Source organism: Tessaracoccus caeni (assembly GCF_029211185.1).
GTDB lineage: Bacteria > Actinomycetota > Actinomycetes > Propionibacteriales > Propionibacteriaceae > Arachnia > Arachnia caeni.
The window spans coordinates 155,592-177,107 of sequence record NZ_JARGDO010000001.1 but is presented as its reverse complement, the minus strand read 5'-3'; the positions used below and the strand labels follow the sequence as shown (position 1 = coordinate 177,107).

The 21,516-nt window shown below is 67.3% G+C and carries 25 protein-coding genes; 13 read left to right on the top strand and 12 right to left on the bottom strand.

All coding sequences use genetic code 11. From position 1 onward, the window contains the following. Positions 1–35: 35 nt before the first annotated feature. Positions 36–890 (bottom strand): hypothetical protein, encoded by an 855-nt coding sequence (locus tag P0D62_RS00770; protein WP_275700704.1) that lies wholly within the window; start codon positions 888–890, stop codon positions 36–38. Beyond that, entirely contained in the window at positions 887–1,441 is a 555-nt protein-coding gene (locus P0D62_RS00765) for an RNA polymerase sigma factor (protein ID WP_275700703.1), read from the bottom strand. Before P0D62_RS00765 ends, P0D62_RS00770 begins: the two co-directional genes overlap by 4 nt. A 150-nt stretch (positions 1,442–1,591) precedes the next feature. On the opposite strand from P0D62_RS00765, the gene P0D62_RS00760 reads away from it, so the two are divergent. The 3 genes from P0D62_RS00760 to P0D62_RS00750 are packed head-to-tail and all read left to right on the top strand — an operon-like array spanning position 1,592 to position 3,878. Continuing rightward, complete coding sequence (locus P0D62_RS00760) at positions 1,592–2,188, top strand: TetR/AcrR family transcriptional regulator (protein WP_275700702.1); 597 nt, start codon at positions 1,592–1,594, stop codon at positions 2,186–2,188. Then, positions 2,185–3,090, top strand: coding sequence for an ABC transporter ATP-binding protein (locus P0D62_RS00755; protein WP_275700701.1), 906 nt, complete (start codon positions 2,185–2,187; stop codon positions 3,088–3,090). The genes P0D62_RS00760 and P0D62_RS00755 overlap by 4 nt, the downstream gene beginning before the upstream one ends. Then, the gene (locus tag P0D62_RS00750) at positions 3,090–3,878 is read left to right on the top strand and encodes an ABC transporter permease subunit (RefSeq protein ID WP_275700700.1); all 789 of its coding nucleotides are present in this window, start codon (positions 3,090–3,092) and stop codon (positions 3,876–3,878) included. The genes P0D62_RS00755 and P0D62_RS00750 overlap by 1 nt, the downstream gene beginning before the upstream one ends. Before the next feature lie 264 nt (positions 3,879–4,142). Here the strand turns inward: P0D62_RS00750 and P0D62_RS00745 are convergent, their stop codons facing one another. Then, on the bottom strand, positions 4,143–5,384 hold the full coding sequence (locus P0D62_RS00745; protein ID WP_275700699.1) for a serpin family protein: 1,242 nt from the start codon (positions 5,382–5,384) through the stop codon (positions 4,143–4,145). 65 nt (positions 5,385–5,449) lie between these two features. Next, positions 5,450–6,028, bottom strand: a complete 579-nt coding sequence (locus P0D62_RS00740; RefSeq protein ID WP_275700698.1) for a dihydrofolate reductase family protein — start codon at positions 6,026–6,028, stop codon at positions 5,450–5,452. A gap of 89 nt (positions 6,029–6,117) precedes the next feature. Here P0D62_RS00740 and P0D62_RS00735 point away from each other — a divergent pair, with 89 nt between their 5' ends. Next, positions 6,118–6,690 (top strand): TetR/AcrR family transcriptional regulator, encoded by a 573-nt coding sequence (locus P0D62_RS00735; protein ID WP_275700697.1) that lies wholly within the window; start codon positions 6,118–6,120, stop codon positions 6,688–6,690. A 133-nt stretch (positions 6,691–6,823) separates the two neighbouring features. Here P0D62_RS00735 and P0D62_RS00730 read toward each other — a convergent pair whose 3' ends face one another. The 5 genes from P0D62_RS00730 to lpdA all read right to left on the bottom strand — a co-directional run bounded on the left by P0D62_RS00730 (position 6,824) and on the right by lpdA (position 12,491). Continuing rightward, on the bottom strand, positions 6,824–7,609 hold the full coding sequence (locus P0D62_RS00730; RefSeq protein ID WP_275700696.1) for a DUF4191 domain-containing protein: 786 nt from the start codon (positions 7,607–7,609) through the stop codon (positions 6,824–6,826). Between the two features lie 30 nt (positions 7,610–7,639). Continuing rightward, a complete protein-coding gene (lipA, locus tag P0D62_RS00725; RefSeq protein ID WP_275700695.1) occupies positions 7,640–8,575 on the bottom strand; it encodes a lipoyl synthase in 936 nt (311 codons plus the stop codon). A 31-nt stretch (positions 8,576–8,606) separates the two neighbouring features. Next, entirely contained in the window at positions 8,607–9,245 is a 639-nt protein-coding gene (gene lipB, locus P0D62_RS00720; protein ID WP_275700694.1) for a lipoyl(octanoyl) transferase LipB, read from the bottom strand. Between the two features lie 70 nt (positions 9,246–9,315). Continuing rightward, a complete protein-coding gene (sucB, locus tag P0D62_RS00715; protein ID WP_275700693.1) occupies positions 9,316–11,037 on the bottom strand; it encodes a 2-oxoglutarate dehydrogenase, E2 component, dihydrolipoamide succinyltransferase in 1,722 nt (573 codons plus the stop codon). Positions 11,038–11,087: 50 nt separating this feature from the next. After that, the gene (gene lpdA / locus P0D62_RS00710) at positions 11,088–12,491 is read right to left on the bottom strand and encodes a dihydrolipoyl dehydrogenase (protein WP_275700692.1); all 1,404 of its coding nucleotides are present in this window, start codon (positions 12,489–12,491) and stop codon (positions 11,088–11,090) included. An 82-nt stretch (positions 12,492–12,573) separates the two neighbouring features. Here lpdA and P0D62_RS00705 point away from each other — a divergent pair, with 82 nt between their 5' ends. Then, positions 12,574–12,888, top strand: a complete 315-nt coding sequence (locus P0D62_RS00705) for a hypothetical protein (RefSeq protein ID WP_275700691.1) — start codon at positions 12,574–12,576, stop codon at positions 12,886–12,888. A gap of 21 nt (positions 12,889–12,909) precedes the next feature. Here P0D62_RS00705 and P0D62_RS00700 read toward each other — a convergent pair whose 3' ends face one another. Further along, on the bottom strand, positions 12,910–14,403 hold the full coding sequence (locus tag P0D62_RS00700; RefSeq protein ID WP_275700690.1) for a leucyl aminopeptidase: 1,494 nt from the start codon (positions 14,401–14,403) through the stop codon (positions 12,910–12,912). Positions 14,404–14,463: 60 nt separating this feature from the next. Between P0D62_RS00700 and P0D62_RS00695 the strand changes: the two genes are divergently transcribed. Next, entirely contained in the window at positions 14,464–14,760 is a 297-nt protein-coding gene (locus P0D62_RS00695) for a hypothetical protein (protein WP_275700689.1), read from the top strand. A 4-nt stretch (positions 14,761–14,764) separates the two neighbouring features. Here the strand turns inward: P0D62_RS00695 and P0D62_RS00690 are convergent, their stop codons facing one another. Together P0D62_RS00690 and P0D62_RS00685 are read right to left on the bottom strand one after the other, a co-directional pair. Next, the gene (locus P0D62_RS00690) at positions 14,765–14,971 is read right to left on the bottom strand and encodes a hypothetical protein (protein ID WP_275700688.1); all 207 of its coding nucleotides are present in this window, start codon (positions 14,969–14,971) and stop codon (positions 14,765–14,767) included. Continuing rightward, positions 14,971–15,615: a DUF3043 domain-containing protein gene (locus P0D62_RS00685; protein WP_275700687.1), complete on the bottom strand. Its 645-nt coding sequence runs from the start codon at positions 15,613–15,615 to the stop codon at positions 14,971–14,973. Before P0D62_RS00685 ends, P0D62_RS00690 begins: the two co-directional genes overlap by 1 nt. Positions 15,616–15,768: 153 nt before the next feature. Between P0D62_RS00685 and P0D62_RS00680 the strand changes: the two genes are divergently transcribed. The 7 genes from P0D62_RS00680 to P0D62_RS00650 all read left to right on the top strand — a co-directional run bounded on the left by P0D62_RS00680 (position 15,769) and on the right by P0D62_RS00650 (position 21,321). After that, positions 15,769–16,548: a PspA/IM30 family protein gene (locus P0D62_RS00680; RefSeq protein ID WP_275700686.1), complete on the top strand. Its 780-nt coding sequence runs from the start codon at positions 15,769–15,771 to the stop codon at positions 16,546–16,548. Then, on the top strand, positions 16,545–16,853 hold the full coding sequence (gene pspAA, locus P0D62_RS00675; protein ID WP_275700685.1) for a PspA-associated protein PspAA: 309 nt from the start codon (positions 16,545–16,547) through the stop codon (positions 16,851–16,853). Before P0D62_RS00680 ends, pspAA begins: the two co-directional genes overlap by 4 nt. Next, on the top strand, positions 16,850–17,743 hold the full coding sequence (locus tag P0D62_RS00670) for a glycerate kinase (RefSeq protein WP_275700684.1): 894 nt from the start codon (positions 16,850–16,852) through the stop codon (positions 17,741–17,743). Before pspAA ends, P0D62_RS00670 begins: the two co-directional genes overlap by 4 nt. A gap of 98 nt (positions 17,744–17,841) precedes the next feature. Further along, a complete protein-coding gene (locus P0D62_RS00665) occupies positions 17,842–18,189 on the top strand; it encodes a HesB/IscA family protein (protein WP_275700683.1) in 348 nt (115 codons plus the stop codon). 173 nt (positions 18,190–18,362) lie between these two features. Further along, positions 18,363–19,217 carry an aa3-type cytochrome oxidase subunit II gene (gene ctaC, locus P0D62_RS00660; protein ID WP_455153213.1) on the top strand — a complete coding sequence of 285 codons (855 nt, stop codon included), beginning with the start codon at positions 18,363–18,365 and terminating at the stop codon, positions 19,215–19,217. Beyond that, entirely contained in the window at positions 19,214–20,926 is a 1,713-nt protein-coding gene (gene ctaD, locus P0D62_RS00655) for an aa3-type cytochrome oxidase subunit I (RefSeq protein ID WP_406708201.1), read from the top strand. Before ctaC ends, ctaD begins: the two co-directional genes overlap by 4 nt. After that, the gene (locus P0D62_RS00650; protein WP_275700682.1) at positions 20,923–21,321 is read left to right on the top strand and encodes a cytochrome c oxidase subunit 4; all 399 of its coding nucleotides are present in this window, start codon (positions 20,923–20,925) and stop codon (positions 21,319–21,321) included. Before ctaD ends, P0D62_RS00650 begins: the two co-directional genes overlap by 4 nt. Positions 21,322–21,516: the final 195 nt, after the last annotated feature.

The window sequence follows — 21,516 nt, the reverse complement described above, 5'->3', positions numbered from 1 at the left end:
CGGCCAAGAGGGCGTGGTCACTGAGGCAGGCCATCTCACCTCGGGGTCTTGATCTCCTGGGTGGTGCCGTCGGTGAGGGTCACCGTGTAGCTCCACCCGCCACCGACGGCGGGGTTGCTTCCGCGTGCCGGCCCGGCGGGCCACCAGGCCGAATACTGTCCGTTGTTGACGGAGGCTTCGACGTCCGTGCCGGCCGGCGAGTGCACTGTCACCGCGCTGACCTCGTCGCCCACATACCCGGCGACCCATCCGTACCAGTCGTCGATCGTGCCGATACCGATCCTATTAGGCACATCGAAGGAACCGCTCATGGCGTGTGTCTCGACGAGCCCATCCTGCTCGGGTGCGGGGGGCTCCGCTGCGTCAGGGTTGTAGCCACCCATCATCTGGTGCTCGTCGGGCTCGATGTCGGTCTGCATCAGGCAGGAGGCCTCCGCGCCGCCACCGGCCAGGAAGACGGTGACCCAGTCGCCCCGCTGCTCGGCAAGGACGGGCTTCATCTCCGGGACGGCAGATGTGTCCCAGTCAGCCTCAAGGTTGGCGGGTATCTCGTGATCTGTGTGCCTCCGAAGGCAGTCGGCCCCAGCCTCCTCCGCAGCAGCGCCGGTGAGCAGGGTCGGGATCGGCGTCCACGACGCGAACGCGGGGGTTCCGCCGAGGCCGTACGGCACGAGCGCGGCGACCGCCACCAAGATCCCGGCCGCGAGCGCGAGCCGTCGATACGGCCAAGCGGTTCGTGCGGGGGTCGTGTCGGGGACGGGCGTCGCCATGATCCGGGCGCGCTCGGTGGCCGCGTGGTGCATCTCGGCGTCGGTCAGCGGGGCTGGCGGGGCGGAATCGAGGGAGCGCAGGGCATTGGCGGTGCGGGCGAAGCGGGAGCGTCTGGTCATCGGGGGCTCCTTTGGGTCGTGAGGTCGTCGGTGCTGGTGGAGATGATGTGCTGCCGCAGGGCCTTCCTGGCCCGTGACAGTCTGAGGCGGAAGGCGACGGGGGTGATGCCCAGCACGCGCGCGGCCTCGGGGGCAGTGAGCCCGTCGAGCACGGAGAGCGCGATCGCCTCCTGGTGTGCCGCGCTCAGCAGAGGCCACGCCGCCGCGACATCGAGCCTGTCGGCCACGGCGTCTGGTGACTCAACGCCGGCTGCGGTGACATGGGCCACTTCGGCGAGGCGCACCGCGATGGCATCCTGCTTCTCCTCCCGCCGGCGCGTGTTCTGGAGGGTCTTGTAGGCCACGCCGAAGAGCCAGGCGCGTGCTGCCGACGGGTCCATGGGTACGTCGTCCAGTCGACGCCACGCGACGAGCATCGCGTCGCTGACGATGTCCTCGGCGCGGGCTGGGTGGACTCGTCGTCGCACGAAGTGCAGCAGGTCCGGGTAGGTGGCGTCGTAGAGCGCCGTGAAGCGCTCCTCCCGTGACATCGCCGCGTTGATGAGGTGCATATCTCCTACTTGTCGAGAATCGCGCGAGTGTGTCGCACCGCTCACTCAGAAGCATGTCAGGGGTCTTCTCGTTCGCGGCAATCGGGCGGCCCACGGGCCAAGCGGGCGACACCATTGACGATGACTGAACGATCGTTTAGTGTAATGAACATGCGTTTAGACCTCACCGCAGCAGCCCGCATCAGGGATGCGGCCATCGACGTATTCGGCCGGCGCGGCTTCGACGCCGCGTCGGTGCGCGAGATCGCCCAGGAAGCCGGTGTCTCGCCGGCCCTGGTGATCCACCACTACGGCTCGAAAGACAAGCTGCGCGAGCACTGCGACGACTACCTGATGAGCGAGGGACTGCGGATCAAGACCGACGTCGACCTCGACGACCAGTCCCAGCTCTCCGATATGATCCGAAGCTTCCCGCCGGATCATCCTTGGCTGGTCTATGTGTCTCGGATCATCCTCGACGGTGGTCCGGCCGGCGTGGTGCTCTGGGATCGGTTCGTGAGCGAGGCCGCTCGCGCGATGGAGCGGCCCGCTGCTCAGATCCGGATGAAGGACGGTGTGGATCCCGCAGCAGCCAATGCCGTGGCCACCGCCGTCGGCCTGATTCCGCTGGTGTTCCAGTCGCACCTGGCGCGCTCGCTCGGAGCGGAGCGACTCGACGGTGACGCCTACCAACGCCTGATGACAACCCTCATTGAGCTCCTCATGTCCGGGCTCTACGAGGCCAATCCGAAGGGAGAAGCGCCATGACCGCAGCCATCGCGACCCACCGGCTCCGGAAGGAGTTCGGCAAGATCCGCGCCCTCGACGACCTCGACGTGGAGATCCCGCGAGGATCGATCTTCGGTCTCATCGGGCACAACGGAGCCGGCAAAACGACATTGATGCGGATCCTGCTCGACATCGCGCGCCCCACCTCCGGCAGCGCCACCGTGCTCGGCGAGGATCCCAGAGACGGCGGAGCGGCCCTGCGCAGCCGGATCGGGTTCCTCCCCGGCGAACTTCGGCTCGACCCTAAGGTGAACGGCCGCGACCACCTGGCCTTCTGGGCCTCGCTCGGCGCGCACCCCAGCGCGGCACGCGCGGAGGCCAAGCGTCTGGCTGAGGAACTCGACGTGCGCCTCGGCGACGCCAGCCGCAAGCTCTCGAAGGGCAACAAGCAGAAGCTCGGCATCATCCAGGCATTCATGCACCGTCCTGAACTGGTGATCCTCGACGAGCCCACGTCGGGCCTCGACCCGCTGGTGCAGCAGCAGGTGCTACGTCTCGTCAGCGCCGCCCGCGACGGGGGTGCCACGGTGTTCCTGTCGTCGCACGTGATGAGTGAGATTGAACAGGTCGCCGATACCGCCGCGGTGCTCAACAAAGGGCGCCTCGTGACGGTGGCGCCGATGAGCGAGTTGCGGGCCTCGGCCACGCGGCATGTGCGGGCGCTCGTCCGGGGGACGATCGACGAGGTCGCGGCCGTCGTCGCTCAGCATGGGCTGGGTCTCGACGTCGTGCAAGGCGACGGCGAAGTGGCGATCACCGGTCTCCTCGACGGCAAGCCGAAGGAACTCGTCACCGCGCTCTCGAAGCTCGACGTGGTGAGCCTGGTGGTGGCCGAACCCGACCTGGAAGAGCGGGTTCTCGACATGTATGAGGTGAACTGATGCCCATCTTCGTCTCCGAACTGCGCCACGGCTGGAAGGCCCTGCTCGGCTGGATCGTCGGGATTGTTGCCGTCTGTATCGTCTACCTGCCGTTTTTCGAGTCCATCGGGGCCTCGCCCGAGATGGAGGCGATGCTCGAGTCGCTGCCGAAGGCGCTGGTCGTCGGCATGGGATTCGACACCATGTTCACCGGCGCCGGCTACGTGCATTCGTCGGTGCTGGAGCTGACGGCCCTGATCCTCGTGGTGATCGCCGGCGTCGGATGGGGCGCCCGGGCGATCGCCGGCGACGAGGAGGGGGGCATGCTGGAGCTCACTCTCGCTCACGGCATCAGCCGGACCCGCGTCTATGTGGAGCGGGCGCTCGCCATCGTCGCGCGATTCCTCGTCCTCGGGCTCGCGCTGTGGGCCATTCTGATGGGCTCGTCGGAGCCCTTCTCGCTCGACCTGAACCCCGTCGACACCGCGGCCGGCGTGGTCTCGTTCACCGTGCTCGCGATCGCGCTCGCCGTCATCGCGCTCGCGGTAGGCGCCGCGACGGGGCGCAAGAGCGCCGCGATCGGAGCCGGGGCCGGCATCGCCGTCGCCGCCTATGTGATGAACGTGATCGGCCGCCAGTCCGAGGACTGGGCGTGGCTATCGGAGGTCTCGCCCTTCGGCTGGGCCTTTGCCGAGATCCCCATCATGAACGGATGGGACTGGCCCGGTGTGGCGCTCCTGCTGGGTCTGGCGGTCGTCGCCTTCGTGGCGGGCCTGCTCACCATCCAGCGCAGGGACATCCTGGGTTAGTCCCACCCGCCCAGACGACGGCGGGACGGATGGTTCGGCGAGGAGTTCGACGCGGATCTGCTGAACCCATGGCATACGGCCCGCGCGGTCCGGCCCCGCGTCGGGACCGGACGAGTAAGCGACGAGCGCAGCGACGACCAGCACTGGCGCGGCCAGTATCGCGAAACAGCGGATGCGCGATGTGTCGGTCATGGGAACTCCTTTGCCTCTTATACGCCGCTGACGCCAGGCCGGTTGCACTCGTGCCGAAACTCGTCGCTGGACTCAGTCGGCGGAGGGATCCGCGATCGTCGCGAGGAACAGCGGCCAGCCGGTGCGGGTGTCGATGACGCGGAACACGAAGGGCCGGTCGACGATGAACTCCGTCGGACTCTCCATGGGTGCCGAGCCCGCTTCCACGGCCATCTCGGTGAGAGCCGCGCCGACCGTGCCCTCCGCCGTCACCTGGAGCCGAACCTGCTGGATCCACTGCGCGGCGTACCCCAGATCAATGATGCCGTCGAGGTGCTCGAGATCGATGCCGGGCAGCCCCGCCAATAGATCGACCTTGGAGGTGAGGTCGAAGCTGGGCAGCTGCACGATGGTCTCCGGGTGGTCCGCGGGGGTGCGCGCCAGCTCTCGGGTGGCCGCATCGAGATCCTCGACGGTGAGCGACTCCGGGGCCACGCCCTCCTTGGGGAGGATCACGTCGGCCGCGAGGACATCGTCGTAGGGGAGTCGAATGGCCGACCAGTTCTCGCCCGAGACCACGGGGATCCAGAACGTGTCGGCGAGGCCCTCGACGTCCTTCGTGCCGTCGGTGCCATGGAAGGGCATGGTGATCTCGCCGTCGAACGGATCAGCCCAGGCTGCGGCGAACAGCAGAGCATCCTGCAGCACCAGAACGGTGTCGCCGGTGATATCGATGCCGGACTTCTCGATCAACCCGGCAGTGTGCGTGCGCGCCCAGGCGTCGAGATCGGCCTTGGCTCCGGCGCGTTCCGCCTGTGTGGCGGATGCGTCGTAGTAGGTCTTGATCCGATCCAGGAAGTCCTGCTTGATCTCCTCATCCAGGACGAGCGCGCGACTTGCCTGATGCACGACGGGTGTCTCCGGTGGCTTCTTGGCATCCACCTTCTTCGGCAGTGAGTCGTAGTCAAGCAGCGATTGACGCAGGGCGCCGAACGCGCGGGACCGGTCGTCCCCGCTCAGGCCCAGCGCCTCGGCAATGCTCTGTTCGGACGAGCCCACCGCACCTTCGCCGGCCATGACCAGGCTCATCGCCAGCGAACTGGGGGAGACCACGCGGTTGGGTTCGTCGAGATTGCCGATCAGCTCCCAAGCGAGCCTTTGACTGGCCGCGGCTGCCTCTGCGGTGTTCGGAGTGGTCGAGAAGGGGAGGTCGAGGACGGCGCCGGCACCGCTGACCTCCTGTCCCGGAGTGGCTGAGCAGGCAGCGAGGGCCAAGGTGGCCAAGAGGCCGGCTGTCAGCAGTGAGCGACGGTTGGGGCACGGGGGATTGTTCATGGTCAAACTCCTTCGCCCCAACGACGCTGCCGGTGCCGTGAAAGGTTGCTCGCCGGTCTCTTCTTTCAGCGCGCCCGGGCGAACTCCGTCACGTCGACCCCTGACTTGAATGAGCGGCTCCAGAGGCGGCGGAACGACTCCGGCGCGTAGGGGGCGTCCGAGAACAGCGGCTTGCCGCTGCCCAAGAGGATGGGGTTGCGCTTGAGGATGAGTCTGTCGATCTCATCGACGAGCACTCCGGCGAGCTGGGCGCCCCCGCACAGCCAGATGTCGGCGCCGTCCTCCTGCTTGAGCGATCGCACCGTCGCCACCGGGTCGGCGTCCGTGAACTCGATGTTCGGTGACGCGGCGCGGCCCGCATGTGCGCGAGTGAAGACGATCTCTCGGAGGTGGGCATAGGGGCGTTCGATGCCGGCGTCGAGGGCGGGAAGGTAGGTGTTCCAGCCCATCACGACGGTGTCGAAGCGCTCGCGGGTCGGTGTCGCTCCGACGAGGCCCGCGAGGTGGGTCGGAATGGTGTCCGCGAACTCCTCGAAGAGGAAGCTCATGTGGTCGCCTTCGACGGGGAAGGCGGAGGCGTCGCCGTCGGGAGCGCAGATGTAGCCGTCCAAGCTCACCGCGACGAAGTAGACGAGTGCGCGCATGATCGCTCCTCTTCGATGATCTTAATCACTACTGCTGTCGTGATTAGCTCAATCTACTACTTTTGTTGTGGTTGAGCTAGGGTTTGGTGGTGGCAAAGAACGACGAACGACGCCGAGCGCTGGCCGATGCGGGGATCCGGGTGCTGGCGCGGGAGGGCGCTCGCGGTCTCACCCATCGCGCGATCGACCGGGAGGCCGGGGTCCCTCTCGGGACGGCGTCGAACTACTTCCGGTCGCGTTCGGCGCTGGTCGAAGGGCTCATCTCCCGCGTCTGGGAGGTGATCTCCCCAACCGAGCGCGACCTCGCGGAGCGCGCCGGACGGGTGCCGGACCGCGCGCTCTTCGCCGACTACGTTCGAGACATCGTGAGCAGGCTCACACAGCACCGAGACGCGACCATCGCGCTCTTCGAGCTGCGGCTCGAGTCCGGCCGGCGTCCCGAGCTCGAGGCGATCATGGGGGCCTGGCTGAGGGCGGGCTTCGACGCCGACATCGCGTTCAATCAGTCAGTCGGGCTGCCAGGGGGTCGTCGCGAGATCGCGCTCTTCCACTACGCGATCGACGGACTCCTGCTCGACAGGCTCACCGCATCCATCGATCCGGAGACGTCGACCGACGACATCGTCGACGACCTCGTCCTGGCGATCATGCCCGAGAAGTAGTGGCGCCGCGGCGGCTCGTGAACCGGGCTGCTCCCCGTCTTGCACCGGATTTATATATGGCTAGAGGCCCCGCAGTGTACGTATTGCACACTGCGGGGCCTCTAGCCAGCTATCTTTTCGATCCTTTAAGAGATCAGCGGCCGCGCATCGCGTTGCGGGCGCCCTTCGATGAGATGGGGCCCTTCGGGATGGGTGCCTTGGGGCGCATCGCGTCGAGGGCACGCAGGCGGTTGGCCGTCTCGCTGATCTTCGCGGAGTCGATCTGCTGGGGCAGCTTCTCGATGTGCTTGGTCAGCTGATCGAGCGGCACCTGGCCGGCTCCCTTGCCCATCTGAATGATGGTGACGGAGACGCCGTAGGCGACCTGCTCATGCTTGCGCTTCTCGCTGGCCAGCAGCGGCTTGAGCCGCCCGGGCTCGCCTTCGCCGATCAGCACGATGCCGGCCGGGCCGAGGGCGCGGTGCACGACGTCGAGGCTCTTCGTCACGGTGATCACCGGCGTGGACGTCCACTTCTTGCTGTTCAGCATGTTCAGGGCCACCTCGGCCGAGCCGGCCTGACCGTCGTAGCGGGTGAAGGTGGCCTTGCGCACGCGGCGGGTGAGAACCAGGAGGGCGACCAACATGCCCGCCGAGATGCCCAGCACGACCCACAGCACAAGGCTGATCCAGTTGATGCCCTGATCGGTGCGCGCCAGGAAGACGCCCAACACGGTGAGCACGACGATCGGCCCGAAGAAGCTGAGCGCCATGAGCCACGGCACCTGCTTGTCGACCTCTGCGGTGACCCGATAGGCCTCCCGGATCTGCTTGATCCGTCCCCAGTCTGCGGGGTCGGTGGAGTTCTTCTTGCGAAGCTTCTCCGCCTTCATCTCGGCCTTCTGCTTCGCCGCTAGGGCCTTGGCCTTCTCGCTTGCCATTGGTTGCTTCTCCGTGTGGTGGTGGTTTTCTCAGGCCGTCTTGCGCCGGGCATCCATTGCCGTGCGGTACAACCGTCCGGCGCGGTAGGACGACCTGACGAGCGGGCCTGAGAGTACGCCCGAGTATCCAATCTCGCGCGCCTCCTCCGCAAGCTCGTCGAACTCTTGGGGGGTGACCCAGCGCTCGATGGGGTGCAGCGTCGCGTTGGGTCGCAGGTACTGGGTGATGGTGATCAGCTCGGTGCCCGCGTCGTAGAGATCCTGCAGGGCCTCGGAGATCTCCTCGCGGGTCTCGCCCATGCCGAGGATCAGGTTGGACTTGGTGACCAGCCCCCGCTCGCGCGACATGGTCAGCACCTCCAGCGAGCGCTGGTAGCGGAAGCCGGGACGGATCCGCTTGAAGATCCGGGGCACCGTCTCGACGTTGTGCGCGAACACCTCGGGCTTGGCGTCGAACAGCTGGCCGAGCAGTTCTTCCTTGCCGCTGAAGTCGGGGGCGAGCATCTCGACGCCGACGCCCGGGTTCACCGAGTGGATCTGACGGATGGTCTCGGCGTAGAGCCAGGCGCCTTCGTCGGGCAGATCGTCGCGGCAGACGCCGGTGATGGTGGCGTAGCGCAGGCCCATCTTCTTGACGGACGCGGCGACGCGCAGCGGCTCGGCGGGATCGTAGCCTTCGGGCTTGGCCGACTCGATCTGGCAGAAGTCGCAGCGCCGGGTGCACTTGTCGCCGCCGATCAGGAAGGTGGACTCGCGGTCTTCCCAGCATTCGAAGATGTTGGGGCAGCCGGCCTCCTGGCACACGGTGTGCAGATCCTGCTGTTTCACGATCTTCTGCAGATCCGTGTAGTTGGGGCCCATGTGGGCGGTCGTTTTGATCCAGCCGGGCTTACGTTCGATCGGCGTCTCAGCGTTTTTTGCTTCGATGCGCAGGAGCCTGCGTCCATCTGGTTTCACGGCGGTCACCGGACCAGCCTACCTCCCTGACGGGGCCCTCTCACTCCCATGCCAAGTGGCGGCGCAAGATCGGTTCCAGATCGTGTGCCACGCCCTCCACCGTCCAGGTGCCGGGCAGCTCTTCGACGATCGACGTGACGTCCGCGTCGGAGATGCCGCACGGCACGATGTTGCCGAACCGTTCGGCGCTGGAGAGCACATTCAGCGCGAAGCCGTGCATCGTGGTGCGCTGGGAGACCCGAACCCCGATGGCGCAGATCTTGCGTTCGAGCCGAGAACTGGTGGCGGGCAGCCAGACCCCGGTGCGTCCCTCCACGCGACCGCCGGCGATGCCGTAGCCGGCGAGCAGCTCGATGATCGCGGCCTCGAGCTTGCGCACATAGTCGACGACGCCCACCCCATCGGGGAGCCTGACGATCGGATAGCCGACGAGCTGACCCGGGCCGTGATAGGTGATCTCGCCACCGCGGTCGACGGCGATGGTCGGGGTGCCGTCCTTGGGATAGTCGGTGGGCTTGGTGCGACGGCCGGCCGTGTAGACGGGGCTGTGCTCGACGTAGATCACGTGTCCATGACGCGCGCCCGACGACACCTCGGCGTGCACCTCGCGCTGGTAGTCCCAGGTCTCCTGGTAGTCGGAGAACTGGCCCGGGATGCCGCGGTACTCGAAGCTCAACACGTGACCAGAATAGGGCGAAGGCCCCGGGAAAGTCCCGGGGCCCTCGTCGTCGTGTTGATGCGATCGCGGATCAGAGTCCGAGCTCGCCGGCGAAGTCGGCAGCCTCAAGGCGAGCCTTGATGGCGGCAAGGAAACGACCGGCGACGGCACCGTCGATGAGACGGTGATCGTAGGTGAGCGACAGGTACATCATGTGACGAACCGCGATCACCTCGTCGCCATCCGCATCGGTCAGCACCACGGGCCGCTTCACCAGCGCGCCGGTGCCGAGGATGGCCACCTGAGGCTGGTTGATGATCGGGGTGTCGAACAGCGTGCCCGCCGACCCGTAGTTGGTGATGGTGAAGGTGCCGCCGGTGAGCTCGTCGGGCCCGACCTGTCCCGCGCGGGTGCGGGCGGCCAGATCGCCGATCTTCTTGGCGATACCGGCGATGTTGAGGTCGCCGGCGTTCTTGATCACGGGCACCATGAGGCCCTTCGGCGTGTCGACCGCCAGGCTGATGTGCTCGCCGTCGTGGTAGGTGACCGTGCCCGCTTCGATGTCCATCGTCGCGTTGATGACCGGGTGAGCCTTGAGCGCCTCGACCACGGCGACGGTGATGAACGGCAGGTAGCTGAGCGAGGCACCCTCGCGCTTCTTGAAGTCGTCCTTCGCCTTGGCGCGCAGGCGGCTGATGCCGGTGATGTCCACCTCGGTGGTGGCGGTGAGCTGGGCGGCGGTCTGCAGCGACTCGTTCATGCGCAGGGCGATGGTCTTGCGCATGCGGCTGAGCTTCTCGGTCTTGCCACGCACATCTGCGGCCGGGGCGGCAGCAGGAGCGGCCTTGGCGGCGGGAGCAGCAGGTGCAGCAGCGGGGGCGGCCGGCGCGGGGGCCGGAGCCTTCTTCGCCTCGGCGGCGTCCAGCACGTCCTGCTTGCGGATGCGACCGCCGACGCCGGTGCCCGTGATCTCGCCCAGCGCGACGCCATGCTCGCGGGCGAGCTTGCGCACGAGCGGCGTCACGTAGGCGCCATCCGGGGAGGCCTCGGCCACGCGACGCGCAACCTCAGCCTGCACCTGCGGCGAATGCGCGGGAGCCGGGGGAGTGGGAGCGGAGGCGGGAGACGGCGCAGAAGGTGCCGAGGGGGCAGACGGAGCCGAAGGCGCCGAAGGCGCTGACGCAGCCGGTGCGGGTGCAGGGGCAGCGGACGGTTCGCCCACGATGGCGAGCACGGCGCCGACCGCGGCGACGTCGTCCTCCTGGAAGCGGATCTCCAGCAGCACGCCGGCGGCGGGGCTGGGGATCTCGGTGTCGACCTTGTCGGTGGACACCTCGAGCAGCGGCTCGTCGAGCTCGACGGCCTCGCCCACTTCCTTCAGCCAACGAGAGACGGTGCCCTCGGTGACCGACTCGCCCAGAGCGGGCAGGATCACCTCGGTGCCTGCGGCCGGCGCAGCGGCGGGAGCCGACGCTGCGGGGGCCGGAGCGGGCTCAGGGGCCGCAGCCGGGGTGGGGGTAGGTGCAGGGGCGGCTTGCGGGGCCGGCGCTGCAGGAGCGGCGGCGGGTGCCTCGGCGGCATCACCCACGACGGCGAGCACAGCACCGACGGCGGCGACGTCATCCTCCTGGAAACGGATCTCCAGAAGAACGCCCGCGACGGGGCTGGGGATCTCGGTATCGACCTTGTCGGTGGATACCTCCAGAAGCGGCTCGTCGACCTCGACGGTGTCGCCGACCTCCTTCAACCAACGAGAGATGGTGCCTTCGGTGACGGATTCGCCGAGTGCCGGCAGAACGACTTCGGTTGACATGGTGAAACTGGCTCCTTCGTTTGACCTGTTGCGGACAGCCTATAACCCGATCAGGCGTGTATGTGTAGACCGCGCCCACCCAATGCCATGGCGGCTTCGCCGAGGGCTTCGCTGAGCGTCGGATGGGGATGAATGATCTCGGTGAGATCGTCGGGGGTCGCCTGCCACCCCACTAGCAAAGCACCTTCGGCGATCAGTTCGGCCACATGATCGCCAACGACATGCACGCCGATGATTTCTCCGCCGGGTCGGCGCAGCATCGTGACCATGCCTGTCTCGCGGTCGCCGGGGGCGTGACCGATGAGGGCTTTGCCGTTGCCGGCGAGGGGGAATGAGACCGCCTCGACGGCACCGCTCGCTTCCGCTTGGGCCCGAGTGAGGCCGACGGAGGCAAGCTGGGGACTGGAGTAGACCACGCGGGCGATGTTGTGGTCCTTGGGGAGGCTCGGGCGTCCCGGCCAGACGCCGGTGGATGCCGCGATGTGTTCTGCGAGGAAGACGCCGTGCGCGTAGCCGCGATGCGCGAGCTGGGGGCCCGCCACCACGTCGCCCGCGGCGAAGACGCCGGGCACGCTGGTGCGGAGGTGCTCGTCGACGACGATGTGGCCGCCATTGATCTCGACGCTCGCCTCGGCGAGACCCAGATCGTCCAGCCTCGGGCGGCGCCCCACGGCCACCAGCAGCACGTCGGCCTGGAGTTCGTCGTCGCCGAGCCGGACCCGCACGCCCGTATCGTCGGCGGTCGCTCCGGCGATGGGAGTGCCCAGCTTGATGTCGACGCCGCGCTTGGCGAGCGCCCTGGTCAAGACGGCGCTGTGCGCGGGCTCCTCTGCGGGAAGCAGGCGTTCCTCGGCCTCGACCAGGGTCACCCGGACACCGAGATCCGTCCATGCCGAGGCGAACTCGACGCCGATCACGCCACCACCCAGCACGATTGCGCTCTCGGGCAGCTGATCCAAGCGGAGGGCGTGCTCGGAGGTGATGATCCGCGAGCCGTCGACGGACAGCCCCAAGGTGCTCGGCGCGGCCCCGGTGGCCAGCACGACGGCCTTCGCACGCAGCACCTTGGCGCCCAGCTCGATGCCCGGGCCTCGTTCGTCGACCACGAGGTGACCGCGTTCCGCGATGGTGTGCACTCCACGGGACGCGAGCAGGCCCTTGAGTCCCCGATGCAGCGACGAGACCACGCCGTCGGCATAGGTGCGCAGCCGGGTGGCGTCGACCTCGCCGACCTCGGCGCCGATGCCGAACCCGGACGCCGACGCGACGGTGCGGCGCACCTCGGCCGCCTGCAGCCATGCCTTCGTCGGGATGCATCCCCGATGCAGGCAGGTGCCGCCGACCTCCGCCTCGTCCACGAGCGCTACCGATAGTCCGAGCTGTGCGGCGCGCAGGGCACACGCATAGCCGGCGGAGCCGGCTCCGAGAACCGCCACGTCGTAGGTCTCACTCATAACGCGCAGTCTTGCACGATTCGCGGCCCGCATTGACCGGCTGCGATCCCGTGGACGGCGCACCGAGGGCATAATTGCCACCGTGGGTTGGTTCGGTCGACGTAAAGCAGAGGCGCAGGAGACGCGCGCCGCGAACGAGGCCGCCCAGCGCCACCTGGGAGAATTCGTCCGCACCCGACGAGGCGTCGAGGCCTGGATCGAGCAGCCCACCAGCTTCAATCCGCCCTCGATCCTGCTGGTCGCGGCCGACGGCGAGACCACCCGTCGCGGCCTCAGCTCTGCGCAGGAAGGCTACGGTTTTGCGCGGAAGCACAACATCCCCTGCTACGACGCCGGCGTGGTGCCCTACCCCCAGCGCATGCGCGACTACGGCGCGAAAAAGAAGAGGCTGGGGTAGGGCGCTCGACGGGCTGCGACGTCAGCGCGCCAGCTGGTTCGCCAGCGAGATCAGCGTGCGCACCGCGACGCCCGTGCCGCCCTTCGGGGTGTAACCATGCGGCTCGCCTTCGTTCTCGGCGGGGCCGGCGATGTCGAGGTGAGCCCAGTCGATGCCCTTCTGTACAAAGCGCTGCAGGAACGCGCCTGCGACGAGCGCGCCGCCCCAGCGGGCCTTGCCGCCTGAGCGCATGTCCGCGATCGGCGACTTCAGCTGGCTGCGGATCTCGTCGGTGATCGGAAGCTGCCAGAACTCCTCGCCGGCGGCCTCGGCGGCGTCCAGCAAGCGGTCCGCGGTGGCGTCGTCGGAGGCCATCAGGCCGGACACTCGGGTTCCCAGCGCCACCATGCAGGCGCCGGTGAGGGTCGCCACGTCGACGATCAGGTCAGGGTGATCCTGGCTGGCGCGAGCGATGGCGTCGGCCATCACCAGGCGGCCCTCGGCGTCGGTGTTGTAGTTCTCGACGGTCTGGCCGTCGAACATCGTCATCACGTCGCTGGAGCGGTAGGAGCTGCCGGAGGGCAGATTCTCCGCCATCGCGGCGTACGCGGTGACCTTGATCCGCAGCCCCAGCTCGGCAATCGCCTTTGTTGCGGCGATCACCACGGCCGCGCCCGACATGTCGTACTTCATGCCCGCCATCTGACCGGCCGGTTTGATGTCAAGGCCGCCCGAGTCGAAGGTGATGCCCTTGCCCACCAGGGCGAGGTGGAAGTTCGCGCCGCGCGGGGCATAGCTCAGGCGAACGAGACGGGGCTTTCGGGTCGAGCCGCCGCCGACAGCCAGGATGCCGCCGTAGCCGCCCTTCTCCAGCGCCTTCTCGTCGAGGATCTCGACGGCGATCTTCTCACCCTTGACGTGCGCGCGTGCTTTCTCCGCGAAGGTCTCGGGGTAGAGCAGGTTGGGCGGCGTGTTGCCCCAGTCGCGGGCCTGGCAGACGGCCAGCGACGTCACCTGCGCGGTCTCGGCCGCGGCTCGCAGCTCCGAGGTCTCCTTCGCGACGACCAACGTCACGGCGCTTACCGGAACAGGGACGTCGGTGCCGGTGAGCTTGGGCTGACGGTACGCGCCGAGCAGCGCGCCCTCGCCCGCCGCCTGAACCAACTCGGGATCCGCCAGCTCCAGCGACACCGCGACGGTCCGCGCCGTCGCGCCTTCCTGGCTCGCCACCCAGCGCACAGCGACGCCCGTCGCGCGGCGCAGACGCTCGGGGGTGACGTCCGCATCGCCCAGGCCGACGAGCACCGCCCGCAGCGCCCCGGCGGCGGGAAGCGCGCACACCGACTCCTCGTCGGGCTTCGCCCCAGCAGCCTTCGCCAGCCCGGCGACATCCTGGGAGAAATGCTGCCGATAGGCCTCGTCGAGCTCGGGCAGCGTCCCCACGAGCACGGGGATCTCGTTGGCGGTGGCCATGCCCAGCACGACGACGTCGGTGCGCTTGGGGAGGCCTTTACTGATGGTCAAGGAAGCGGTCACCGGGCCAGCGTACTAGCGGACAGACGCGCCGTGGGGCCCGGCGTCGGGTAGCTTGGGCGCGTGCTGAAGAAGGTCGGCCTCTGGGGCTTCGTCGTGATTTCGCTCGCCATCACCGTGTGGGGAGTGGTGTCGTTCGTGTCGCCTGGCGCGACATGCCGGGGGGTCGTGATGGGCCCCGGCGACGAGTGTGGCTACATGAGCCGAACCAGCACGGTCACCGACAAGGTCCAGACCTACGAGGAGCGGATCGCCGCGGCGCGCAACTCCGCTCCGGTCATCGTCGTGACGGGCCTCGTCGCCGCGGGCTTCGGTGCGGTGCTGATCCGCAAGGACGTGAAGCAGACGCAGGCGGCCTGAGGGCTCAGGCGTCGAGCGACATCGGCCCGTAGACCAGGCGCGTCTCCTCGTGCAGGCTCACCTCGGCGACGCCGCCGTCGAGCAGGTCGGAGTAGAACAAGCCCAGCCATTCCTCGGCAGCCCGCTGAGAGTCGAAGGACGGAAGCAGCCCGGCCGACTCGAGTTCGCCGCGCGAGTACGCGCCGGACTCGGGTTCCCACCGGTAGCTCATCAGAACGCGTCTCCTCGCTTGATCCGCGCCGCGGGACGACGGAAGCGACGGATCATCAGCGCCCGGTTGAACATGTACATCAGCAGGCCCTTGGTGGGCGTGCCGGGATGGCGCTCTTGCAGCACCTTCTTGAAGCTGCGCCACATGAAGCCGATGTTGACGAAGGTGAGCAGCAGGAGCAGCCACAGGCCGAGCGCGATGTAGTTCGACAGCGCCGGCGACCACATCATGGTGGCCATCGAGATCGACATCATCAGGATCATCGCGGGCATCATGAACTCGGCGATCGTCCAGCGAGCATCGACGAAGTCGCGCAGCAGCGCCCGGTGGGGCGCGCGCTCGGCCCGGTCCATGGCCTGCATGCGGGCGTCGTACCTGGCCTCGCGATCGGCCTTGCGCTGCTGCTTCGGCGTCAGGGTGGGGTGCAGTCGCTCCATCCGAGCGGCCTCGGCCTCCCGACGGGTGGGCGTGGCGCCCTCCTTCTTGCGAGGCCCGCGGCTGACGACGATCTTGTCCGAACCGGCGGACGTGGGCGCAGCCTGGGCCTTGGAGGGCTCCTGCGAGGCCTTGTCCTTGGGCGTCGGGTTGGCGCTCTTGTCACCCGACTGCTTGGTGGTGCGCTCGTAGGGGCGGAACAATCCCACGGTCTCTCGTCCTTCATCGATTGCGGCGTAGGGGCCTATCTTAACCGCAACCCTGAGGAATCCCTGAGCAGGAGGGGCCTGGAGGCATAGCCGACGGTTGGTGGAGGGCGGTACGGTTGGGGATGCAAAACCACGTCGTGGAAGGACAAGCCTGTGGCTGGCATTTTTGAACGCATCGCACTCGTCTTCAAGTCGAAGGCCAACAAGGCCCTGGACAAGGTCGAGGATCCCCGCGAAACGCTGGACTACTCCTACGAGCGTCAGCTGCAGCTGCTGCAGAACGTGCGCCGTGGTGTGGCCGACGTCGCCACCAGCCGGAAGCGGATCGAGTTGCAGGCCAACAAGCTGAACTCCGAGGTGGAGCGCCTGACGCTCGCCGCTCAGCGCGCGCTGGAGTCGGGTCGCGAGGATCTGGCCCGCGAGGCGCTGACGCGCAAGTCCGGCATCCAGACCCAGCTCGCCGATCTTCAGGCGCAGCATGCCCAGCTGCAGGCTGAGGAGGAGAAGCTGGTGCGTGCCAGCGCTCGTCTGCAGGCCAAGGTCGACGCGTTCCGCACCCGCAAGGAGACCATCAAGGCCACCTACTCGGCCGCCGAGGCGCAGACCCGGATCAACGAGGCTTTCACCGGCATGTCCGAGGAGATGAGCGACATCGGCCTGGCCATCCAGCGCGCCGAGGACAAGACGATGCAGCTGCAGGCCCGCGCCTCTGCCGTGGACGAGCTGATCGCCAGCGGCGCCCTGGAGGATGCCACGGGCATCGGCGGCGACGACATCACCCGCCAGCTCGACGCGCTTGCCGCCGACTCCAGCGTCGAGAACGAGCTGGCCGCCATGAAGGCCCAGCTCACCGGCGGACCTGCCGCGCGTCCCGAGATCGAGGCCGCGCCCGAAGCGGCCGCCGCCGAGCAGGGTGAGGGGCGGCCCGCATGATCGTGCGCATCATGGGCTACGGCCAGTGGGTGATCGAACCCGAGGATCTCCGCGCTCTCAACGATCTCGACGAGCAGCTGGAGGGCGCCGCGGCGCGCAACGACCAGCAAGGCGTCACTGCCGCGCTCCAGGGCTTGTTCGACGCCATCCAGGAACTCGGCACGCAGGTGCCCGACGACGTGATCGTCGAATCGGATCTCGTGCTGCCCGACCTCGACTCCACCGTCGATGAGGTGCGCCTGGTGCTGGAGTCGGTCTCCGAGTACTTCGGGATCATTCCCGACGTGCATCCGCGCCAGTCTTGAAGGTTGTCGTCTCCTGCGACGCTATCGCGGGCTTGAGCGCCCGCGAGGCGTCCGAGGTGGTCGCGTCGGCGTTCCACCAGGCCGGCGCCCAGGTAGCGGTCGCGGTGCTGGGCGTCGGGGGAGAGTCCTTGGTCGACGCGCTGGCTCCGGTTCGCGACGTGGAGGTGATCGTCCCGGAGTCGGTGTCCACGCTCGGATCGAGGTTGTCCGGTCTTCCCGCCGGGCGCTACGTCGTCGATCTGACGGGCCTGGACGTCGAGGATCTCGGCCGCGAGTTGTTGGCGGCCTTCGACCCAGACCCGAGCGTCGCACTGAAGAAGGCGCGGAGCGCCACCGCGTCTCTCGAGCTGATGGCGGTGGTCGCGGACGACGAGGCCGCCCGTCCCCTCACCGGCTTGTCCGGGTTGGCCTCCACCGCGGGACGCGCCGCAGGCATGGACATCCGCCAGGTGCTGGAGGCCGACGCGCGCGCCGAGGCCTGGCTGACGCAACTCGGCCTCGAGGACGGCCCTGGCTGCGGTGCGGCTGGCGGCCTGGGGCTGCTGCTGATCGCGCTCGGTGCCAAGGTCGTCGACGGAATCACCGTGACCGCAGGCCTGTTGGGTCTCACCGCCACCATGCGCCAAGCCGATCTCGTGGTGACCGGTGCCCACCTCCTCGACTTCCATGCCGTCGGCGGACCGATCGTGAAACGCGTGGCGGCGATGGGGGAGGAAGCGCTGCGGCCGGTGGTCGCCGTCGTGGGCCGGAACTTCGTCTCCGCACGCGAGCTGAGGCTGGCCGGCATCGAGTCTGCCTCGGGTCTCGTGCCGGCGGGCGCCGCCGACGAACCCACGAAGGCCGATCTCGTGCGCGTGGCCGCACAGCTCGCCGCCACCTGGACGTGGTGAGCTTCTGGAGAACAGGAACGGCCTTCGGTTGGCGTTCCGGACACAAGGCGTAGAATGGGCGGCGCCTGTCACACATACAAGTTCTTTGGGAGTAAAGCGTGACCGATACCCAGATCGACGCCGCTGGCGTCACCCTGACCGATTTCGCCGTGCAGAAGGTCCGCAGCCTGCTGGATGCCGAGGGTCGCGACGACCTGCTGCTCCGCATCGCCGTGCAGCCGGGTGGCTGCTCCGGTCTGCGCTACCAGCTGTACTTCGACGACCGCCAGCTCGACGGCGACATCGCGAGCGACTACGACGGCGTCGTCGTCGTCACCGACAGGATGAGCGCGCCCTACCTGGGCGGGGCCTCCATCGACTTCGTCGACACCATCGAGAAGCAGGGCTTCACGATCGACAACCCCAACGCCGGCGGCTCTTGTGCGTGTGGAGATTCCTTCCACTGAGCCTTCTGAAGGGCTGAAAGCCTCTCCTGGGCCAAGCGGCCCGTGATTTTACGCCACCCTCGCTGATTCACGTCAGCCGGGGTGGCGTAAATGCGTTAGGGTACCTGGAGAACAGGTATGGCGTTCCGGGGCCTGCCCCACGCCAGGACGATGACGACAGAAGGGCAACTGTGGTGAGTGATCATCGAGTGCCGGCCACACGGCGCCGATCCCTTGCGATCGCGGGTGCATCCGCGCTGACCCTGCTGGGCCTCGCCGGGTGCTCCGGTCAAGGGGCCCGCTTCGGTCTTCCGGAGGCTGCTTCTGAGCAGGCCCCTCATGTGGGCAATCTCTGGGTTGGGGCCTGGATCGCCTCGCTGGTGATCGGCCTCCTGGTGTGGGGTCTCATCGGCTGGTCGGTGTTCCGCTACCGCAGCAAGGACGGCGACAACACGGCCCCCCGGCAGACCAAGTACCACCTGCCGCTGGAGCTGCTCTACACCCTGGTGCCCTTCCTGATCATCGGCGTGATGTTCTTCTACACGATGAAGGCCGCCGACGGGATGCTCGACCAGAGCGAAGAGCCCGACCTGCAGGTGAACGTGATCGGTCAGAAGTGGTCGTGGACGTTCAACTACATGGAGCAGGACAACCCCGCGGTCGGCGCGGTGGTGCACGAACGCGGCACCATGGAGCAGTTGCCCGATCTGTACCTCCCCATCAACAAGAGGGTCCGGTTCAACCTCGAGTCGGTGGACGTGATCCACTCCTTCTGGATCCCCGAGTTCTACACCAAGCTCGACGTCATTCCCGGCGTCACCAACTCCTTCGACGTCACCCCCAACAAGCTGGGTGACTACACCGGTAAGTGCGCGGAACTCTGCGGCACCTACCACTCGGCCATGCTCTTCCACCTGCACGTGGTGACGGAGGAGGAGTACGAGGCCAAGCTCAAGGAAATGGTCGCGGAGGGCGCAACCGGTGAGTATGTGCCACCCAAGGACTACTCCCAGGTCATCCCCGCGGCAATCAACGAGGAGCACGAATGATGCTGAACCCCGGCTCCACTGAGACCCCCGTCGTGCCCCACACCTTCGGGGCCCGCGCCATGAAGTACCTGACGACAACCGACCACAAGACGCTCGGCAACATGTACTTCTTCACGGCGCTGATCTTCTTCGGTATCGGCGGCGTGCTCGCACTGGGCATCCGCGCCGAGCTCGCCAGCCCCGGCATGCAGCTGATGAACTACGAGACGTTCAACCAGTTCTTCACCATGCACGGCACGATCATGCTGCTGATGTTCGCGACGCCGATGTTCGCCGGCTTCGCCAACGCGCTGGTACCGCTGCAGATCGGTGCTCCTGACGTCGCGTTCCCGCGCGTCAACGCGTTCTCCTACTGGGTCTACCTGTTCGGCTCGGTCATGGCCTGCAGCGGCTTCCTCAGCCCCGACGGCGCCGCCAGCTTCGGCTGGTTCGCCTACGCCCCGCTGTCGACGTCGCTGCACTCCCCGGGCTTCGGTCACGATCTGTGGATCATGGGCCTGTACCTGCTCGGCCTCTCGTCGATCCTCGGTGCGGTGAACTTCGTCGCCACCATCATCTGCATGCGCGCTCCTGGTATGACGATGTTCCGGATGCCGATCTTCACCTGGAACATCCTGGTCACCTCGATGATGATCCTCATCGTGTTCCCGGTGCTGGCTGCCGGTCTGCTGGTGCTGGAGTCCGACCGCATCCTCGGCTCGCACATCCTCGACGCCGCCAGCGGTGGTCCCATCCTGTGGCAGCACCTGTTCTGGTTCTTCGGCCACCCCGAGGTGTACGTGATCGCGCTGCCGTTCTTCGGCATCATCACCGAGGTGCTGTCGGCATTCTCGAAGAAGCCGGTGTTCGGCTACTACGGCCTGGTGTTCGCGACGCTGTCCATCGGCGCACTGTCGGTGTCGGTGTGGGCGCACCACATGTTCGTCACCGGCCAGGTGAACCTTCCGTTCTTCTCCTTCATGACCTTCATGATCGCCGTCCCGACGGGCGTGAAGTTCTTCAACTGGATCGGCACCATCTGGCGCGGCTCGCTCACCATGAACACGTCGATGACGTTCGCCATCGGCTTCCTGGTGACCTTCCTCTTCGGCGGTCTCACCGGCGTCATCCTGGCCAGCCCGCCGCTCGACTTCCAGGTGTCCGACACCTACTTCGTCGTCGCCCACTTCCACTACGTGCTGTTCGGCACAGTGGTGTTCGCGATGTTCGCCGGCTTCTACTACTGGTGGCCCAAGTTCACCGGCAAGATGCTGAACGAGCGCTGGGGCAAGGTGCACTTCTGGACGCTGTTCCTCGGCTTCCACCTCACCTTCCTCGTGCAGCACTGGCTGGGCGTCGAGGGCATGCAGCGACGGATCGCCGACTACGGCGCCTGGGAGGGCTTCACCTTCCTCAACCAGGTGTCCACCTTCGGCGCGTTCATGCTGGGCATCTCGATGCTGCCCTTCGCCTGGAACGTGTGGATCACCCGCAAGTCGCCCAAGGTCGAGGTCAACGATCCGTGGGGCTGGGGCCGCTCGCTCGAGTGGGCCACCTCTTGCCCGCCGCCTCGGCACAACTTCGACTCGCTGCCGCGCATCCGTTCGATCAGCCCGGCGCTAGACGCCGTCCGGCCCGAGCTGGCCGGTGAGCCCGAGGATCACGACAACGATCCCGGTGAGCTGCTCGATCGCACCCCGAAGGCCTCTGTGGAAGGAGCCGCCAAGTGAACACCGAGAAGTGGATCTTCTGGTTCATCGCGATCTTCTTCGCGATCGTCACCCCCGCCTACTGGTTCATCTCCGGCGAGATCGTCGGCACCGTCGTGCTGGCCTTCACCTTCGTCCTCGGTGCCATGATCGCGGGCTACCTGACGATCACCGCTCGCACCTTCGATCCTCGTCCCGAGGATCGTGAGGACGGCGAGATCGTCGAAGGAGCCGGCGACTACGGCTTCTTCGCCCCGTCGTCGATCTGGCCCTTCTGGTGCGCTGTCACCGTGGCCGTGATCGCCCTCGGCCCGGCCCTCCACCAGGCCTGGATCTCCTTGCTCGGCATGGGTATCGGCGTCTGGGCGCTCAGCGGGTGGCTGTTCCAGTTCTACCGCGGCGACTACAAGCACTGAGTCTCTGAACCGACGAGAGGGCCGCTCCTTGTTGGAGCGGCCCTTTCGCATTCCCCGCTCTTCGAGGTGCGGAGCGCAGCGGAGCCTCGAGGGTAGCTGGCTGTCACCCGAAGAGCAGGATGGGGGGAGGAACGCTCTTCGAGGAGAGCTGGCTGGTACCCGAAGGGCAGGATTGGGGGAGGAACGCTCTTCGAG

Coding starts and splice junctions, on each gene's coding strand:
- P0D62_RS00770 (WP_275700704.1), bottom strand. CDS start 890: ATGACCAGACGCTCCCGCTTCGCCCGCACCGCCAATGCCCTGCGCTCC.
- P0D62_RS00765 (WP_275700703.1), bottom strand. CDS start 1,441: ATGCACCTCATCAACGCGGCGATGTCACGGGAGGAGCGCTTCACGGCG.
- P0D62_RS00760 (WP_275700702.1), top strand. CDS start 1,592: ATGCGTTTAGACCTCACCGCAGCAGCCCGCATCAGGGATGCGGCCATC.
- P0D62_RS00755 (WP_275700701.1), top strand. CDS start 2,185: ATGACCGCAGCCATCGCGACCCACCGGCTCCGGAAGGAGTTCGGCAAG.
- P0D62_RS00750 (WP_275700700.1), top strand. CDS start 3,090: ATGCCCATCTTCGTCTCCGAACTGCGCCACGGCTGGAAGGCCCTGCTC.
- P0D62_RS00745 (WP_275700699.1), bottom strand. CDS start 5,384: ATGAACAATCCCCCGTGCCCCAACCGTCGCTCACTGCTGACAGCCGGC.
- P0D62_RS00740 (WP_275700698.1), bottom strand. CDS start 6,028: ATGCGCGCACTCGTCTACTTCGTCGCGGTGAGCTTGGACGGCTACATC.
- P0D62_RS00730 (WP_275700696.1), bottom strand. CDS start 7,609: ATGGCAAGCGAGAAGGCCAAGGCCCTAGCGGCGAAGCAGAAGGCCGAG.
- sucB (WP_275700693.1), bottom strand. CDS start 11,037: ATGTCAACCGAAGTCGTTCTGCCGGCACTCGGCGAATCCGTCACCGAA.
- lpdA (WP_275700692.1), bottom strand. CDS start 12,491: ATGAGTGAGACCTACGACGTGGCGGTTCTCGGAGCCGGCTCCGCCGGC.
- P0D62_RS00690 (WP_275700688.1), bottom strand. CDS start 14,971: ATGAGCTACCGGTGGGAACCCGAGTCCGGCGCGTACTCGCGCGGCGAA.
- pspAA (WP_275700685.1), top strand. CDS start 16,545: ATGATCGTGCGCATCATGGGCTACGGCCAGTGGGTGATCGAACCCGAG.
- ctaD (WP_406708201.1), top strand. CDS start 19,214: ATGATGCTGAACCCCGGCTCCACTGAGACCCCCGTCGTGCCCCACACC.